Below are 17475 nucleotides of genomic sequence, written 5' to 3'. Positions count from 1 at the left end.
CGGGATCTTATTAACCTTTAAGCTGGGCCAGGGCGCGGTAATCCGCTCCCAGCGTGGCCTGTAAAATCTCTTTCGGATAATCGTCGGTCACCACCGCTTCACCCATGTGGCGCAGCAGCACCAGTCGCAGTCGACCGTCGATCACTTTCTTGTCTATTGCCATGTGTTCGAGGAAATCCGCCTCGGTCATCTCCTGCGGCGGGATAACTGGCAACCCGGCGCGCTGGAACAGGCGAATGCCGCGATCACGCTCCTGGGCGGTGATCCAGCCCAGGCGCTGCGACATCTCCAGCGCCATCACTGTGCCAGCCGCCACGGCCTCTCCATGCAACCACACACCATAGCCCATGTGCGTTTCGATCGCATGGCCGAAGGTGTGGCCCAGGTTCAAGGTGGCCCGCACGCCAGACTCTCGTTCATCGGCATTCACCACCAACGCCTTGGCGGCGCAGGAGCGGGAAATGGCTTCGGTGAGTGCAACCTGGTCCAGGTTGCGCAGGGCGTCGACGTGCTCTTCAAGCCAGGTCAGGAACGGTTCGTCGCAGATCAGCCCGTACTTGATGACTTCCGCCAGGCCCGCCGACAGCTCGCGGGGCGGCAAGGTGTTGAGGGTGGCAGTGTCGATCAGCACGGCATTGGGCTGGTAGAACGCGCCCACCATGTTCTTGCCCAGCGGGTGGTTGATACCGGTCTTGCCGCCCACCGACGAATCGACCTGGGACAACAGCGTGGTCGGCACCTGGATAAAGTCCACACCGCGCTGGTAGCAGGCGGCCGCGAAGCCGGCCATGTCGCCGATCACACCGCCGCCCAGGGCAATTACGGTGGTGCGGCGGTCATGGCGTGCGGTCAGCAGGCCATCAAAAATCAGTTGCAGGGTTTCCCAGTTCTTGTGGGCTTCGCCATCGGGCAGGATCACCGAGATCACCGAGTACGCCGCCAGGCTGCGGCTCAGACGCTCAAGATACAGCGGCGCGACCGTTTCGTTGGAGATGATCGCCACTTGCCGCCCCGCGATATGCGGTGCCAGCAAGTCGGGGTTGTCCAACAAACCTTCGCCAATATGGATTGGGTAGCTGCGCTCGCCTAGATCGACCTTAAGTGTCTGCATGTGTCCCCGCGTGAAGATATATTTACGATCGGCAACGCTCGGATCTGACGTCGCCTGATGGCTCTACGCCACACTCCGAAGGGCCATGGCGCGCCGCCGAGAATAGCGCATTTCGGGCCTGGCTTTAACGGGGTGGCAGCTGCTGCAAGCGCTCCAGAATGTCGAGGACGACCATTCGGGGTGGCCGCTCATCGGTTTCCACCACCAGATCGGCGATTTCCCGATAGAGCGGGTCGCGCAGCGTCAGCAAATCCCGCAAGGTTTTTGCAGGATCAGCCGTGCGCAGCAACGGGCGATTGCGATCGCGGGCAGTGCGGCCCACCTGCTGCTCGACCGACGCATGCAGATAGACAACCCGACCACCGGCATGCAGCGCGCGACGGTTTTCATCGCGCATCACTGCGCCACCACCGGTCGCCAATACCACGCCATCGCAGCCGCACAGTTCGGCAATCATCGCCTGCTCGCGGTCGCGAAAGCCCAGTTCGCCTTCCTTATCGAAGATCCATGGGATATTGGCACCCGTGCGCAATTCAATTTCCTTGTCGGAATCTTTGAACGGCAGGCGCAGCTCTTTGGCCAGCAAACGGCCGATGGTGCTTTTTCCAGCCCCCATCGGTCCTACAAGAATCAAATTTCGCACAGAATCAACGACTCACAGCAATCGCCTGGTTATTCATAATACGCGGAGTCAGGAATACCAGCAGCTCGGATTTTTTCTCCGCCAGCACATCGCGCCGGAAAAGGCGGCCAAGATACGGCACATCGCCCAAAAATGGCACCTTATCTACCACTTTGCTTTGGGTATTGGAGAAAACCCCACCGATGACGATGGTCTCGCCATCCTTGACCAGCACCTTGGCGTTGACCTCGTTTTTCTTGATCGGCGGTACGTCGTTGAGCTTGTTCAGGTAGTCGGGCTCGTCCTTGGTGACCTTGACCTCCATGAACACGTGGCCATCGGGGGTGATCTGCGGGGTTACTTCCAGCGACAGCGAGGCCTCCTTGAAGGACACCGACGTGGCGCCGCTGGAGCTGGATTCCTGGTAGGGAATTTCGGTGCCCTTGAGGATGCGCGCGGTTTCCTTGTCGGACGTGACCACCTTGGGCTGCGAGACGATTTCACCGTTGCCGGTTTTCTCCATGGCGGTCAGCTCAAGGTCCAGTAACAGGTTGTCGGTGATAAAGGCGAGGCCGAGGCCGGAAGTCCCCGCCAGCGAACCCATGTCGACAAACGGCGAACTGGGTGGGTTTTCCGGCAATTCGGCGCCTTCGGCGAGCGGCTTGTTTATCCCCCCCGCATTCCAATTGCCCCGGTTTAGCCGACCACCCCAGCGTACGCCCAGGCTTTTGTCGTAATCGACGTTGGCTTCGACAATCCGCGCCTCAATCATCACCTGGCGCACTGGCACATCCAACTGCGCCACGATGCGTCGCAACTCGTCGAGTCGCTCGCCGGTCTGGTAGGCAATGATGTTATTGGTGCGATCATCGACTGCCACTGAGCCCCGCTCATCCGTGACACCTTCCAGGCCACTCACCGACTGGAACAACTTGGCCAGGTCAGCCGCCTTGGCGTAGTTGACCTGCAACAGCTCGCGACGCAAGGGCGCCAGTTCGGCAATTTGCTTGCGCGACTCCAGCACCAGCAGTTCGCGGGCAGCGAGCTCTTCGGCAGGCGCCACCAGCAACACCCCCGCTTGCACTCGTTTGTCCAAACCCTTGCTTTGCAACACCAGGTCCAGCGCCTGATCCCACGGCACGTCCTTGAGCCTCAACGTTATCGAGCCTTGCACCTCATCGCTGGCCACCAGGTTCAAGCCGGCCACGTCGGCAATTTGCTGCAACACGGTGCGCAGCTCGATGTTTTGAAAGTTGAGACTCAACTTGTCGCCGCTATAGGTGCTCACAGGCGCACTGACAGGTGGTGGCAGTTGGATCAGATCCACGCGATTGGGCACAGCGAAGGCCATCGGTGCTGTGAACGCTATCCATAGCGCCACACCGAAGGACGAGAAAGTCCTTTTCATTGTTTGATTCCGTTATGAGTTGACGTTTAACAAGAGGATTCGCGAGCGCTCCAGCCAGGCGCCCCTTTCATCTGGAAACAACTCGGCCAGCTCCATTTGCTGAGCCTGAATGGAGGTCACCCGACCATGGTCCGGCCCCAGATAGTCACCGACCGCAAGCCGGTGCACTGTTGACCCAGCACGCAGCAGGACAAAGGTTTGCCCGCCACGTGACAGCGTGCCGACCATTTCAAACCGGTCGACCGACACACTTTCTAGCGCCCCACGGGCCCGGGTCAGGTCCGGCGCGGGCGCAGGCCGGCCAGGCAGATAATCGATTGGCGACACCGCCGACTGAAAGGGGTCACGCAGGGAAGACGCCGCGTAGACAAAACGCTTCCCCGGTTCGACTGGCAAGCCAGGCTTGCCGTGCGGTGATGCGCTGCGATAGGCCTTTGCCAGTAGATCGAGACGCAGCATCGAGCCGTCCCGGCGAAGCGCCAAATCATGCACTGTGACGATTCGCGGCAAACCACCCAAGGCACTGACGAACGCAGCCAAGTCGTGATAGCCGCCAAATACACTGAGCTGCACGGGCTCCTCGACATAAAGCGCACCAGGCTGTTCATCCAGCACGGTGACATCCTCGACCACCAAACCGTTGGCCGCGGCCAGTCGCGTGATGTCATCCAACAAGCCAGGCATGTCGGACACACCGGGCAGCTGCCGTAAAAGCCCCGACACGTTGTCCTGCATCACCTGAACCTGACGCGTGCGACTGTCGAGACTGGAAGCAACAGCGTTTTTTTGCTCAAGCTCATGCTGCAAGACGACTTCACGCGCCTCAGCCGCCTTCAACTGCTCACGGGATGGGCCCACGACCAACCCATCACCCACCCACAACACCACGCCTGCGAGCGCGCAGCCCAACAGGGCCTTACCCGGCAGGGGCCATTTGGTAGCGTTGTGAGAGAGTGTGGATAAGTCGAGCCTGGGCAGGCTCAAGGCTGGGCCTCGGTGGACTCACCCTGGCGCACCATCAATTGAAACTCGTTGTTTCCGCGCCCGCCCTCTGCACGCACATGCTGCAACTGCGTGGCATGGGTACCTTGCGAAGCCTCCAGGCGCCGCATCAGTTGGGCGATATCCTGGCTGGATTCGGCACTGCCGCTGACGCTGATCGTGTCGCCGTTGGCCACCACTTCGTGCAGGTGCACGCCCTCGGGCACCGCCCGGGCCAGTTGATCAAACATCTGGGTGCTGGAGGAGCGGGCATCATGCAGGTCCTGCACGACTTTCATCCGCTCAGCCAATTGCTGGCTCTGCTCCTGCAGGCTGTCGATGGTCTTGATACGCGCGTCGACAACGGCCACTTCCTTGTTCAAATGGCTGTTGCGCGCCACTTGTCGGTCGATGGCCTGATCGATCACCTGGTCTGCCAGCCACACCGCTGCGAGTGCGGCACAGCCGAACGCCAGCAAAAACATCAGAAAGTATTTGCGCTTGCGCTGCTCCAGCGCCTGGCGCCAAGGCAAAAGGTTGATGCGTGTCATCAAGCAAAACTCCTCAGGGCCAACCCGCAAGCAATTCCCATCCCTTGGGCATCCACGGCCCATTGTGCGCCATCGACTCGATGGCCCGGCGTGAAGCTGGCGAAATCCTGACTGCAAGCGCGCTCCAATGCAAACCCTTCGACGTCCACCACCTGTGCCACGAGGCCCGTGCGGGTCAAAACCGTTGCGCGCGCTTCGACTTGCTCCCTGAGGCAGGCAGCCAGCAGCACCTCTACCCGGGCAGGGTCCTGGGGTGAAGGTCCCTTGACCTGGAAGTCGATGGCCACCTCATCCAGCGGGTAGGGAATGTACTGGTCGGCTTCCATCTGGATCCGCCAGACCATTTCTTCGTCGCTGAGCCCTGCCTCCAACTCGATCACGCGCGTAATGACTGAAGGCCCGGCAACGGCAACCGCCGCCAGCCGCGTGGAGGCCAGCGACCGGGACACAGCCTCGTGCAAGGCGTGCCCGACTGCCTCAAGGTCCAGCAGCGTGCCATCAACCACGGCATGGGCCGCCAACGCCTGCGTGGCATAGCCCCGCACCGTAAACCCACTGCCTGAACGACCCAGCTCAATCAGCTTGATCCCGGCATCGTTGATATCGATACCCAGGATGCTGTCGTTTTTTCGCCTGAAAAATCCCTTTCTCATAAAACTCCCTAAAACTTTGCCTGTCATACCAGCCTGATTGCCGCTGGGCGCCCTGCATTCGGTCGGCTTGTTTAAGTGGTGCGAATGACGCCCCAAGCCGAAAAATGCTTTAATGCCCAGCGTTTTTCCCCGCTTTTTATCTGCAGCTCGGGTCGATCCATCGTTTGCCATGCATGCCCCGACGCGTAACTCTTTCTTTTCTCTGGAAATCCAAAAGCCTTGATTCGTCTGCTGAAGTTTTTCGGGTACTCCATTGTCGCGATTGTCTGCGGGCTGCTGCTCGTGCTCAGCGGTGCCTACCTCTACCTTAGTCCGGGTTTGCCCTCCGTAGAGGCCCTCAGAAGTATCCAGTTGCAGATTCCTTTGCGGGTCTACAGCAGCGATGAAAAGCTGATCGCGGAGTTCGGCGAAATGCGCCGCACACCGATCCGTTTCGCCGATATTCCGCCTAATTTCATCAGCGCCTTGCTGTCGGCCGAGGACGATAATTTCGCCAACCACTACGGCGTCGACCCCAGCAGCCTGGTGCGTGCAGCCACGCAGTTGGTAAAAAGCGGACACATTCAATCCGGTGGCAGCACCATCACCATGCAGGTGGCGAAGAACTTCTTCCTCACCAGCGAGCGCAGCTTCTCGCGCAAGGCCACCGAGATCCTGCTGGCCCTGCAAATCGAGCGTCAGCTGACCAAGGACGAGATCCTTGAGCTGTATGTGAACAAGATCTACCTGGGTAACCGTGCCTACGGGATCGAAGCTGCGTCCCAGGTGTATTACGGCAAGTCCATACGTGACGCCAGCCTGGCGCAGATGGCCATGATTGCCGGCCTGCCGAAAGCCCCTTCACGCTTCAACCCCCTAGCCAACCCGGCGCGCAGCAAAGAGCGTCGCGACTGGATCCTGGGGCGCATGTACAAGCTGGGCAAAATCGACCAGGCCGCCTATGAAAGCGCGGTGGCCGAACCGCTGAACGCCAGTTACCACGTGCCGACGCCGGAAGTGAACGCGCCGTACATCGCTGAAATGGCCCGCGCCGAGATGGTCGGCCGCTATGGCAGCGATGCCTACACCGAAGGCTTCCGTGTGACCACGACGGTGCCGAGCGACCTGCAGGAAATTGCCAACAACTCGGTGCACTCCGGGTTGATCACCTACGACCAGCGTCACGGCTACCGTGGCCCCGAGTCGCGCCTGCCGGGCAAGACCCTGAGCGCCTGGACCACCGAACTGGGCAAACAGCGCCCGATCAGCGGGCTGGAACCGGCCATCGTCACCCAGGTGAAGAAAGATGGCGTGCAAGTGCTGACACGCACCGGCGAAGCCCATGTGAGCTGGGACAGCATGAAGTGGGCACGCCCATTCCTGAACACCAACAGCATGGGCCCGATGCCCAAGCAGCCGTCTGACGTTGCGCAAGTGGGTGATCTGATCCGCGTGCAGCGCCAGAAGGATGACAGCCTGAAATTCAGCCAGGTACCGCTCGCCCAAGGTGCGCTGGTGTCCCTGGACCCGCAGAACGGTGCGATTCGCGCGCTGGTCGGTGGTTTTGCCTTCGAGCAGAGCAACTACAACCGCGCCACCCAAGCCAAGCGCCAGCCGGGTTCGAGCTTCAAGCCGTTCATCTACAGCGCCGCCCTGGACAACGGCTACACTGCCGCGAGCCTGGTCAACGATGCACCGATCGTGTTCGTCGACGAGTACCTGGACAAGGTCTGGCGCCCGAAGAACGACACCAACACCTTCCTCGGCCCGATCCGCGTGCGTGAGGCGCTGTACAAGTCGCGTAACCTTGTGTCGATCCGCTTGCTGCAAGCGATGGGCGTCGGCAAAACCATCGACTACATCACGCGCTTTGGCTTCAACAAGTCGGACTTGCCGCCAAACTTGTCCCTGGCGTTGGGCACCGCGACCCTCACGCCCATGGAAATTGCCACGGGCTGGAGCACCTTTGCCAACGGTGGCTACAAAATTTCGCCGTACCTGATCGACAAGATCGAAAGCCGCAATGGCGACACCCTGTTCACCGCCAACCCGCCACGGGTGCCAGGCGATGTGGTCAACGGCGTAGCCGCTACCGATGGCCTGGCAGCGCCGAGCCACGGCGGTATCACCATCGAACCGACGCCGGGCACAGCGCCAGCCGCAGGCACGACTGCACCGGCAGACCCACAGGCACCCGCAGTTGCCGAGCGCGTGGTGGATGGCCGCACCACCTACATCCTCAACAGCATCCTTGAGGACGTGATCAAGAAAGGCACCGGCCGCCGCGCCCTGGCCTTGGGCCGTGCGGACATCGCGGGCAAGACCGGTACGACCAACGATTCCAAGGATGCCTGGTTCTCCGGCTACAACGCCGACTACGTGACCACCGTCTGGACCGGCTACGACCAGCCGGAAAGCCTGGGCCGCCGTGAGTTCGGTGGCACCGTGGCGCTGCCGATCTGGATGAGCTACATGGGCGCAGCCTTGAAAGACAAGCCACTGCACACCCAGCCAGAGCCTGAAGGCATTCTCAGCCTGCGGATCGACCCGGTCAGCGGCCGTGCGGCCTCGCCAAGCACGCCGAATGCGTACTTCGAACTGTTCAAGAGCGAAGACACGCCGCCGTCGGTCAACGAACTGGGCAATGGCGTTGCACCGGGCAGCCCGCTGCCGGCGGATGAGGCAGCGCCGATCGATCTGTTCTGACGGCCGTCGCGGGCACGATCAACCTTGTAGGAGCCGGCTTGCCGGCGATGGGGCCTTCAAGCCCTGCGGTGACCTTGGGGTCGCCATCGCCGGCAAGCCGGCTCCTACAAGGACCGTGTCAGGCAACAAAATTCAGGTACAAAAAAAGCCCCGACTCGCAAGAGCCGGGGCTTTTTGTTGGTGCGCTACAACGGCTTAGCCGTTGAACACATCATCCACGCTTTTCAGCGGGTAGTGCTTCGGATACGGCAGGGTAGCCACGCCGGTCTCGATAGCGGCCTTGGCCACGGCATCGGAGATCAGGGTGATCAGGCGCTTATCCATTGGTTTCGGGATGATGTACTCACGACCGAATTCCAATTTGATACCGCCGTAGGCATCGCACACTTCCTGAGGAACCGGCAGCTTGGCCAGTTCACGCAGGGCATTGGCAGCCGCTACTTTCATTTCTTCGTTGATGCGCTTGGCGCGAACGTCCAGGGCACCACGGAAGATGAACGGGAAGCCCAGCACGTTGTTGACCTGGTTCGGGTAGTCCGAACGGCCGGTTGCCATGATCACGTCGCTACGGGTGGCGTGAGCCAGTTCCGGAGAGATTTCTGGATCAGGGTTGGAGCAGGCGAACACGATCGGGTTGGCCGCCATGGACTTCAGGCCTTCAGCGCTCAGCAGGTTCGGGCCGGACAGGCCAACGAATACGTCTGCACCGTCAAGGGCGTCAGCCAGGGTGCGCTTCTCGGTGGCGTGGGCAAACATCGCCTTGTACTGGTTCAGGTCGGTACGCTCGGACTGGACCACGCCCTTGCTGTCGACCATGAAGATGTTTTCCAGCTTGGCGCCCATGCTCACCAGCAACTTCATGCAGGAGATGGCCGCAGCGCCAGCGCCCAGGCAGACGATCTTGGCGTCAGACAGGGTTTTGCCAGCGATTTCCAGGGCGTTGATCATGCCGGCCGCGGTGACGATCGCGGTGCCGTGCTGGTCATCGTGGAATACCGGGATGTCGCACTGTTCGATCAGGGCCTTTTCGATCTCGAAGCACTCAGGTGCCTTGATGTCTTCCAGGTTGATGCCACCGAAGGTGATGGAAATGCGCTTGACGGTGTCGATGAAAGCCTGCGGGCTTTCGGAGTCGACTTCGATGTCGAAAACGTCGATGCCGGCAAAGCGCTTGAACAGCACGCCTTTACCTTCCATGACTGGCTTGGAAGCCAATGGGCCGAGGTTGCCCAGGCCCAGAATCGCGGTGCCATCGGAAATCACTGCAACCAGGTTGCCTTTGCCGGTGTACTTGTACGCCAGTTCAGGGTCGCGGGCGATTTCACGTACGGGCTCGGCAACACCAGGGCTGTAGGCCAGCGACAGGTCGCGAGCGGTGGCAGTGGCTTTGGTGAGCTCTACACTCAGCTTTCCTGGACGAGGATGGGCATGATATTCGAGAGCGGCAGTTTTCAAATCAGACATATCGGCATTCCGCTTTTACTGTTGGTCGACGGACCGCCGAGGATACGCGTGTCGCAAAGTCCCCACAAGACTGGGCAGTCACAGGTGTCAAGGGCCCTGCGCTACGACTTTCGGCCAAGACCCACGGGATACAAGGGCTCAACTGTTCACAATCGACTTAAAAAATGTCTACAATTTTTTCTTCAAGACCGATTTATCGAGCTTCCCGCCAAATCACAGGCACAAAAAAGGCGCCCACAAGGGGCGCCTCTTTCATCAGCATGGAAAACCGCAGCTTTCCAGGTTGATCGGCCTTAGGCCTTTTTGGCACCGAAAGCACCGAAACGGTCAGCAAAGCGCTGTACACGGCCGCCGGTGTCCAGAGTCTTCTGCTTACCGGTGTAGAACGGGTGGCACTCGTTGCATACGTCAGTACCCAGTGGCTTGCACAGGTTCGAACGGGTTTCGAACTTGTTGCCGCAGCTGCAGGTGACTTCGATGGTTTCGTACGCTGGATGGATATCGGCTTTCATGGCACTTCCTCGGGCTAGCGTGCCGCCACTCGACACTATTGTCGAATACCGCACGTAATTAGGCCGCGGATTCTACCAGACCTTTTTAAACGCGCAAGCGGCGGTGCCGGCCGATTCCACACATATAAGCCCCTTTCATCAGAAAAACTACCGGTTCACCACACTCCATGTGGGAGCCGGGCTTGCCCGCGATGACGGTGCGTCAGGCAGCCAATCTTGCGTCTGATACGCCGCCATCGCGGGCAAGCCCGGCTCGCACAGAAGTGCTGTCTCCTGCACCGGAGACAGGACACCCCCACCGCAGGTCTGCTAGGCTCCCGCCCCTGCGCCACTGCCTGCCTTTATAGATGAGACCCCCGCGTGCCCGACGCCATTTTGCGCCTAGCCCTGCCTTCGCCCCTGCGCCGCCTGTTTGACTACCGGGCTCCGGCCGGCGTGTCGCGTGCGCAGTTGCAGCCCGGCATGCGCGTGCGTGTGCCGTTCGGGCGCCGGGAAATGATCGGCATCCTGGTGGAAGTCGCCGATCACAGCGAAGTGCCCGCCGAGAAACTCAAGCCCGCGCTGGCCATGCTCGACGCCACCCCGCCGCTGCCGCCCGCCCTGTTCAAGCTATGCCTGTGGACGGCCCAGTACTATCAGCACAGCCTGGGCGACACCCTGAGCTGGGCGCTGCCGGTGCTGCTGCGCCAGGGCGAGTTGGCTGAAGCACGCCAGGAACGCTTCTGGTCGATGGCGCCCGGCGCCCGTCTCGACGACCCGCGTATCGCCCGCGCCCCGCGCCAGCGCGAAGCCCTGGCCACCCTGGCCCAGCACCCGCACGGCGTGGCGCATCAACTGCTAAGCAAGCTGATGCTGAGCAAAGACAGCCTCGACCTGCTGCTGGCCAAGGGCCTGGTGCAGGTGGAAATCCGCAAGCACGCCCCCGACCCGCGCCACGATCACTGGCTGGCTCAACCGGAATTGCCGCTCAACCCCGAGCAACGCGCCGCCTATGAGGCGATTCGCGCAGGCTTCGACAGCTTCCATGCGTTCCTGCTGGCCGGCGTCACCGGCAGCGGCAAGACCGAAGTGTATTTGCAGTTGATCCGCGAAACCCTGCAGGCCGGCAAACAGGCGCTGGTGCTGATCCCCGAGATCAACCTGGGCCCGCAAACCCTGGCGCGCTTCGAGCAGCGCTTCAATGCGCGTATCGCCCTGGTGCACTCGGCGGTCAACGACCGTGAGCGCCTGGAGTCGTGGCTGGCGGCCCGGGACGGCGAGGCCGACATCATTATCGGCACCCGTTCGGCGCTGTTCACCCCGATGAAAAACCCCGGGCTGATCATCATCGACGAGGAGCACGACGGCTCCTATAAACAGCAGGAAGGCCTGCGCTACCACGCCCGCGACCTGGCCCTGGTGCGCGCACGCCAGGAAGACATCCCGATTGTGCTGGGCTCGGCCACGCCGTCCCTTGAGAGCTTGCACAACGCCTACACCGGCCGTTATGGTCTGCTGCGCCTCAACGAACGGGCCGGCGGCGCCAAACAACCGCGCTTCCTGCGCCTGGACGTCAAAAGCCGCCCGCTGGACAGCGGCATTTCCGGGCCGATGCAACAGGCCATCGGCCAAACCCTCGCGGCTGGCCAGCAAGTGCTGGTGTTTCTCAACCGCCGCGGCTTCGCGCCGACTCTGCTGTGCCATGACTGTGGCTGGATGTCCGAGTGTGAGCGCTGTGACGCACGCATGACCGTGCACCAGCGTTATGGCGAGTTGCGCTGCCATCACTGCGGCCACGTGGAGCGGGTGCCGCGCCATTGCCCACAGTGCGGCAAAGTTGACTTGCGACCGGTGGGCGCGGGCACCGAGCGGGCCGAAGAGCGCCTGGGCATCCTGTTCCCGGACTACCCTGTGCTGCGGGTCGACCGTGACAGCACTTCGCGCAAAGACGCGATGAACCAGCTGTTCGCCACGATTCAGAAAGGCCAGCCGTGCATCCTGATCGGCACGCAGATGCTTGCCAAAGGGCATCACTTCCCACGGGTGACCCTGGTGTCGATCCTGGACGCTGATGGCGGTTTGTTCTCCGGCGACTTCCGCGCCAGCGAGCGCATGGCGCAGTTGATCGTACAGGTCGCCGGCCGTGCCGGGCGCGCCGAAGAGCCGGGCAAGGTGATTATCCAGACGCACTTGGCCGACCACCCGCTGCTGATCCAGCTAACAGAACAAGGCTACTTTGCCTTTGCCGAACAGGCGTTGAGTGAGCGCCGTGCGGCGGGCCTGCCACCGTTTTCCCATTTGGCGCTGTTGCGGGCCGAAGCGCACAAGCCCGGGCAGGCAGAAGGTTTCCTCGATGAGGCGTGCAGCGCCGCCGAGGGTTTGCTGGGCGAGCTGGGCCTGACGGGCATCGAACTGCTCGGCCCCGTGCCCGCCCCCATGGAACGCCGCGCCGGGCGCTATCGTGCTCAGCTACTCTTGCAGGCAACGTCCCGCGCGCCATTGCATCGGCTATTAAGTAGCTGGTTGCTTGCCCTGGAGCAAATGCCCAGCGGCCGGCAAGTGCGATGGTCGTTGGATGTCGATCCCGTAGATTTGTATTGATAGAAATTCCGTTATCGCAGGCAAGCCAGCTCCCACATTTTGAAATGTGTGCACCGTTAAATGTGGGAGCGGGCTTGCCCGCGATGAGGCCCGCAGGTCCGTCAACCCGTCTGAACGGTTGGCAAGCCCGCCCTCGCCACGGATAATGCCCAGTTTTTCCACCTGCGCATCGCGCGCCGCCGCTTGCGGTCGAAAGAGAACACCATGAAAGACACCATTCGCCAGCTGATCCAACAAGCCCTCACCCAACTCATCAACGAAGGTGTGTTGCCTGAAGGCCTGACGCCGGCGATCCAGGTGGAGAACACCCGCGACAAGACCCACGGTGACTTCGCCAGCAACATCGCGATGATGCTGGCCAAGCCGGCCGGCATGAAGCCGCGTGACCTGGCGGAAAAACTCATCGCCGCCCTGCCGGCTGACGAAAGCGTCACCAAGGCCGAAATCGCAGGCCCGGGCTTCATCAACTTCTTCCAGAACACCCAGGCTCTGGCTTCGCGCCTGGACGCGGCCCTGGCCGATGCCAAGATCGGCGTGCGCAAGGCTGGCCCGCTGGAACGAGTAGCCATTGACCTGTCGGCCCCCAACCTGGCCAAAGAGATGCACGTGGGCCACCTGCGCTCCACCATCATTGGCGACGGCGTGGCCCGTGTGCTCGAGTTTCTCGGCGACACCGTGATCCGCCAGAACCACGTGGGCGACTGGGGCACCCAGTTCGGCATGCTGATGGCGTACCTGCAGGAAAACCCGATCACCAGCAACGAGCTGTCGGACCTGGAGAACTTCTACCGCGCCGCCAAGAAGCGTTTTGACGAATCCGAAGAATTCGCCGACCGCGCCCGTGGCCTGGTGGTCAAGCTGCAAGCCGGTGACGAAGAGTGCCTGGCACTGTGGAACCGCTTCCGTGAGATCTCCCTGTCCCACTGCCAGGAAATCTACGAGTTGCTCAACGTCAAGCTGACCATGGCCGACGTGATGGGCGAAAGCGCCTACAACGATGACCTGATCAATGTGGTCAACGACCTCAAGGCCAAGGGCCTGCTGGTCGAGAGCAACGGCGCGCAGTGCGTGTTCCTCGAAGAATTCAAGACCGCCGACGGCGAGCCGCTGCCGGTGATCATCGTCAAGGCCGATGGCGGCTACCTCTACGCCACCACCGACCTGGCGGCCGTGCGCTACCGCAGCGGCGTACTCAAGGCCGACCGCGCCCTGTACTTCGTCGACCAGCGCCAGGCCCTGCACTTCCAGCAGGTGTTCGAGGTGGCCCGTCGTGCGGGCTTCATCACCCACCCGATGCACATGGAGCACATGGGCTTTGGCACCATGAACGGCGCCGACGGCCGCCCGTTCAAGACCCGCGACGGCGGCACCGTGAAGCTGATCGACCTGCTGACCGAAGCCCAGGAGCGCGCCTACAACCTGGTGAAGGAAAAGAACCCGGAGCTGGCCGAGGCCGACCTGCGCAACATTGCCCGCGTGGTGGGCATTGGCGCGGTGAAATACGCCGACCTGTCCAAGCACCGCACCAGCGACTACAGCTTCAACTTCGAGCTGATGCTGAACTTCGAAGGCAACACCGCGCCGTACCTGCTGTACGCCTACACCCGCGTAGCCGGCGTGTTCCGCAAGCTGGGCAAGGACTTCAGCGAAGTGGAAGGCCACATCGTGCTGGACGCCCCGCACGAACAGGAACTGGCCGCCAAGCTGGCGCAATTCGGCGAAGTGCTGAACAGCGTCGGTGAGAAAGGTACGCCGCATATCCTGTGCACCTACCTGTACGAAGTCGCCGGCCTGTTCTCCAGTTTCTACGAGAACTGCCCGATCCTCACCGCAGACGACGAAGCCCAGAAGCAAAGTCGCCTGCGCCTCGCCGCACTGGCTGGACGGACCCTCAAGCAAGGCCTGGAGCTGTTGGGCCTGGAAACTCTGGAGCGTATGTAAGTTGGCTGCCAAGAAAAAACCTGCACCCAAGCGCGGCGCCAGCCGCTACCAGGCCCCGGCGAAGAAGCCTATTCCAGGCTGGTTGTGGATGGCCATCGGCCTGGCGGTCGGTGCGTTTGTCGTGATCCTGATGAAGCTGGAGCCGGGCAAGGGCGATGACGTCAAACGGGTCAAGCAAGAGCAGCAGAAGGCCACGAAGATCGCCGAAGCCAACAAGACCGCGCCAAGCCCGACCGCACCGGTGAAGCCGAAGTACGACTTCTACACGCTGCTGCCGGAATCGGAAGTGATCGTGCCGCCTGACGCCGTGCCGGAGAAAACCCTGCCGACGCCACAAGTGCCGACCACGCCGGTAACGCCAGCCGAAGCCGCGAAAATCGACACCGCCCGCGCCCAGGCAGCGCTGGCCGGGATTACCCCGCCGCCACCGCCACCGGTGGCGACTACCAAGGCCGCGCCGGTGACCAAGTTCTTCCTGCAGGCGGGTTCGTTCCCGAAACAGGCGGACGCGGACCGCGTGCGTGCGCAGATCATTCTGTTGGGCCAGGCCGTGACGGTCGAGTCCGGCACGGTGAAGGATGCGACCTGGTATCGCGTGCTGGTGGGGCCGTTCAGTAACCGTGAACAGCTGACCGTGGCGCAGAAACAACTGGCCGGCGCCGGCTTTAGCAACCTGTTGTTACAACAACGCCAAAGCCGCTGACACAAGCTCAACGCGGGACAAAATGTGGGAGCTGGCTTGCCTGCGATTACGGTGTAACAGTCAATATTTTCAGTGACTGACACACCGTAATCGCAGGCAAGCCAGCTCCCACATTTGGTTTAGGGCGTTCTCAAAAGTGTGTAAGACCTGTAAACACCGCTCGTCCGCACACATGTCCTACAGTTGAAATCCCCCCCGCCACCCCCATATGAGTTTTCATCAGGGCATTTTCGCCCCGCTGCGTGGAGACTCTCCCCTTGACCACCATCGTTTCAGTACGTCGCCACGGCAAAGTCGTCATGGGCGGCGACGGCCAGGTTTCCCTGGGTAATACCGTGATGAAAGGCAACGCCAAGAAAGTGCGTCGCCTGTACCACGGCCAGGTGCTCGCAGGCTTTGCCGGCGCCACCGCCGACGCCTTCACCCTGTTCGAGCGTTTCGAAGGCCAGCTGGAAAAACACCAGGGCCACCTCGTTCGCGCCGCGGTCGAACTCGCCAAAGAATGGCGCACCGACCGCTCCCTCAGCCGCCTGGAAGCCATGTTGGCCGTCGCCAACAAAGACGCATCCCTGATCATCACCGGCAACGGCGATGTGGTGGAACCCGAACACGGCCTGATCGCCATGGGTTCCGGCGGTGGCTACGCCCAGGCAGCCGCCAGCGCACTGTTGAAAAAGACCGATTTGTCGGCCCGTGAAATCGTCGAGACGGCCCTGGGCATTGCCGGCGATATCTGCGTGTTCACCAACCACAACCTGACCATTGAGGAGCAGGACCTCGCTGAGTAAGCCCCAGGCTTATTCGGCTTGAGGCCGCCAACTACTATGTCCATGACTCCCCGCGAAATCGTCCATGAACTCAATCGCCATATCATCGGCCAGGACGATGCCAAGCGCGCCGTAGCCATTGCGCTGCGTAACCGCTGGCGCCGGATGCAATTGCCCGAAGAACTGCGCGTTGAAGTGACGCCCAAGAACATCCTGATGATCGGCCCGACCGGCGTCGGTAAAACCGAGATTGCCCGTCGCCTGGCCAAGCTGGCCAACGCGCCGTTCATCAAGGTCGAAGCCACCAAGTTCACCGAAGTGGGCTACGTGGGCCGTGACGTCGAGTCGATCATTCGTGATCTGGCCGACGCGGCCTTGAAAATGCTGCGCGAACAGGAAGTGACCAAGGTCAGCCACCGCGCCGAAGACGCCGCCGAGGAGCGCATCCTCGACGCCCTACTGCCCCCGGCACGCATGGGCTTCAACGAAGACGCCGCACCGGCCTCGGACTCCAACACCCGTCAGCTGTTCCGCAAGCGCCTGCGTGAAGGCCAGTTGGACGACAAAGAGATCGAGATCGAAGTCTCCGAAGCCTCCAGCGTCGATATTTCTGCACCGCCTGGCATGGAAGAAATGACCAGCCAGCTGCAAAATTTGTTCAGCAACATGGGCAAGGGCAAGAAGAAAAGCCGCAAGCTCAAGGTGAAGGACGCGCTGAAACTGGTGCGCGACGAAGAAGCCGGGCGCCTGGTCAATGAGGAAGAACTCAAGGCCAAGGCCCTGGAAGCCGTCGAGCAGCACGGCATCGTGTTTATCGACGAGATCGACAAGGTGGCCAAGCGCGGCAACTCCGGTGGTGTCGATGTGTCCCGCGAAGGCGTACAGCGCGACTTGCTGCCGCTGATCGAAGGCTGCACCGTGAACACCAAGCTGGGCATGGTCAAGACCGATCACATCCTGTTTATTGCTTCGGGTGCCTTCCACCTGAGCAAGCCAAGCGACCTGGTGCCGGAGCTGCAAGGCCGCCTGCCGATCCGCGTGGAACTCAAGGCGCTGACCCCGGGCGATTTCGAACGCATCCTCAGCGAGCCGCACGCGTCGCTCACCGAGCAATACCGTGAGCTGCTGAAAACCGAAGGCCTGGGCATTGAGTTCCAAGCAGACGGTATCAAGCGCCTGGCGGAGATCGCCTGGCAGGTCAACGAGAAGACCGAGAACATCGGGGCCCGTCGCCTGCACACCCTGCTGGAGCGTCTGTTGGAGGAAGTGTCCTTCAGCGCCGGCGACCTGGCTGGGGCGCAGAATGGCGAGGTGATCAAGATCGACGCTGAGTACGTCAACAGCCACTTGGGCGAATTGGCGCAGAACGAAGATCTGTCGCGCTACATTCTGTAAGCCACACGTAGAGCCGCTTTGCTTTAATGTGGGAGCTGGGGGGGGGGGGGGGGGGGGGGGGGGGGGGGGGGGGGGGGGGGGGGGGGGGGGGGGGGGGGGGGG

The 17475-nt window shown here is 61.6% G+C and carries 14 protein-coding genes; 6 read left to right on the top strand and 8 right to left on the bottom strand.

Features of this window, described 5'->3' with window-relative positions; all coding sequences use genetic code 11:
* Nucleotides 1–10: 10 nt before the first annotated feature.
* The 6 genes from aroB to pilM form a co-directional block, all read right to left on the bottom strand.
* Nucleotides 11–1111: a 3-dehydroquinate synthase gene (gene aroB / locus AC07SU_RS25315; RefSeq protein ID WP_176997228.1), complete on the bottom strand. Its 1101-nt coding sequence runs from the start codon at nt 1109–1111 to the stop codon at nt 11–13.
* A 124-nt stretch (nt 1112–1235) separates the two neighbouring features.
* A complete protein-coding gene (gene aroK, locus AC07SU_RS25310) occupies nt 1236–1754 on the bottom strand; it encodes a shikimate kinase AroK (protein WP_017138567.1) in 519 nt (172 codons plus the stop codon).
* A 4-nt stretch (nt 1755–1758) separates the two neighbouring features.
* Nucleotides 1759–3084 (bottom strand): type IV pilus secretin PilQ, encoded by a 1326-nt coding sequence (locus AC07SU_RS25305; protein ID WP_494998600.1) that lies wholly within the window; start codon nt 3082–3084, stop codon nt 1759–1761.
* 69 nt (nt 3085–3153) lie between these two features.
* Nucleotides 3154–4125: a pilus assembly protein PilP gene (locus tag AC07SU_RS25300; RefSeq protein WP_494998570.1), complete on the bottom strand. Its 972-nt coding sequence runs from the start codon at nt 4123–4125 to the stop codon at nt 3154–3156.
* Nucleotides 4122–4673 carry a PilN domain-containing protein gene (locus AC07SU_RS25295; RefSeq protein ID WP_178918594.1) on the bottom strand — a complete coding sequence of 184 codons (552 nt, stop codon included), beginning with the start codon at nt 4671–4673 and terminating at the stop codon, nt 4122–4124. The genes AC07SU_RS25300 and AC07SU_RS25295 overlap by 4 nt, the downstream gene beginning before the upstream one ends.
* Complete coding sequence (gene pilM / locus AC07SU_RS25290; protein WP_494998599.1) at nt 4673–5326, bottom strand: type IV pilus assembly protein PilM; 654 nt, start codon at nt 5324–5326, stop codon at nt 4673–4675. Before pilM ends, AC07SU_RS25295 begins: the two co-directional genes overlap by 1 nt.
* A 222-nt stretch (nt 5327–5548) precedes the next feature.
* Between pilM and AC07SU_RS25285 the strand changes: the two genes are divergently transcribed.
* On the top strand, nt 5549–8011 hold the full coding sequence (locus AC07SU_RS25285; protein ID WP_494998598.1) for a penicillin-binding protein 1A: 2463 nt from the start codon (nt 5549–5551) through the stop codon (nt 8009–8011).
* A 195-nt stretch (nt 8012–8206) separates the two neighbouring features.
* Here AC07SU_RS25285 and AC07SU_RS25280 read toward each other — a convergent pair whose 3' ends face one another.
* Together AC07SU_RS25280 and rpmE are read right to left on the bottom strand one after the other, a co-directional pair.
* Nucleotides 8207–9475, bottom strand: a complete 1269-nt coding sequence (locus AC07SU_RS25280; protein ID WP_176997232.1) for a malic enzyme-like NAD(P)-binding protein — start codon at nt 9473–9475, stop codon at nt 8207–8209.
* Nucleotides 9476–9768: 293 nt separating this feature from the next.
* Nucleotides 9769–9987: a 50S ribosomal protein L31 gene (rpmE, locus tag AC07SU_RS25275; protein ID WP_010213765.1), complete on the bottom strand. Its 219-nt coding sequence runs from the start codon at nt 9985–9987 to the stop codon at nt 9769–9771.
* A gap of 360 nt (nt 9988–10347) precedes the next feature.
* Between rpmE and AC07SU_RS25270 the strand changes: the two genes are divergently transcribed.
* The 5 genes from AC07SU_RS25270 (at nt 10348) to hslU (ending at nt 17373) form a co-directional block, all read left to right on the top strand.
* Nucleotides 10348–12567, top strand: a complete 2220-nt coding sequence (locus AC07SU_RS25270) for a primosomal protein N' (protein ID WP_494998569.1) — start codon at nt 10348–10350, stop codon at nt 12565–12567.
* A gap of 204 nt (nt 12568–12771) precedes the next feature.
* Entirely contained in the window at nt 12772–14508 is a 1737-nt protein-coding gene (gene argS, locus AC07SU_RS25265; RefSeq protein ID WP_494998568.1) for an arginine--tRNA ligase, read from the top strand.
* A 1-nt stretch (nt 14509) separates the two neighbouring features.
* On the top strand, nt 14510–15211 hold the full coding sequence (locus AC07SU_RS25260) for an SPOR domain-containing protein (RefSeq protein WP_016972721.1): 702 nt from the start codon (nt 14510–14512) through the stop codon (nt 15209–15211).
* Nucleotides 15212–15468: 257 nt separating this feature from the next.
* Nucleotides 15469–15999 (top strand): ATP-dependent protease subunit HslV, encoded by a 531-nt coding sequence (hslV, locus tag AC07SU_RS25255; RefSeq protein WP_016972722.1) that lies wholly within the window; start codon nt 15469–15471, stop codon nt 15997–15999.
* Nucleotides 16000–16035: 36 nt separating this feature from the next.
* Complete coding sequence (gene hslU, locus AC07SU_RS25250; RefSeq protein ID WP_176997236.1) at nt 16036–17373, top strand: ATP-dependent protease ATPase subunit HslU; 1338 nt, start codon at nt 16036–16038, stop codon at nt 17371–17373.
* Nucleotides 17374–17475 lie beyond the last annotated feature (102 nt).

This window comes from Pseudomonas sp. GW821-FHT05H12, assembly GCF_059419385.1.
Note: the sequence above shows the minus strand (reverse complement) of the source record. Positions and strands in the feature narration are given on the sequence as shown.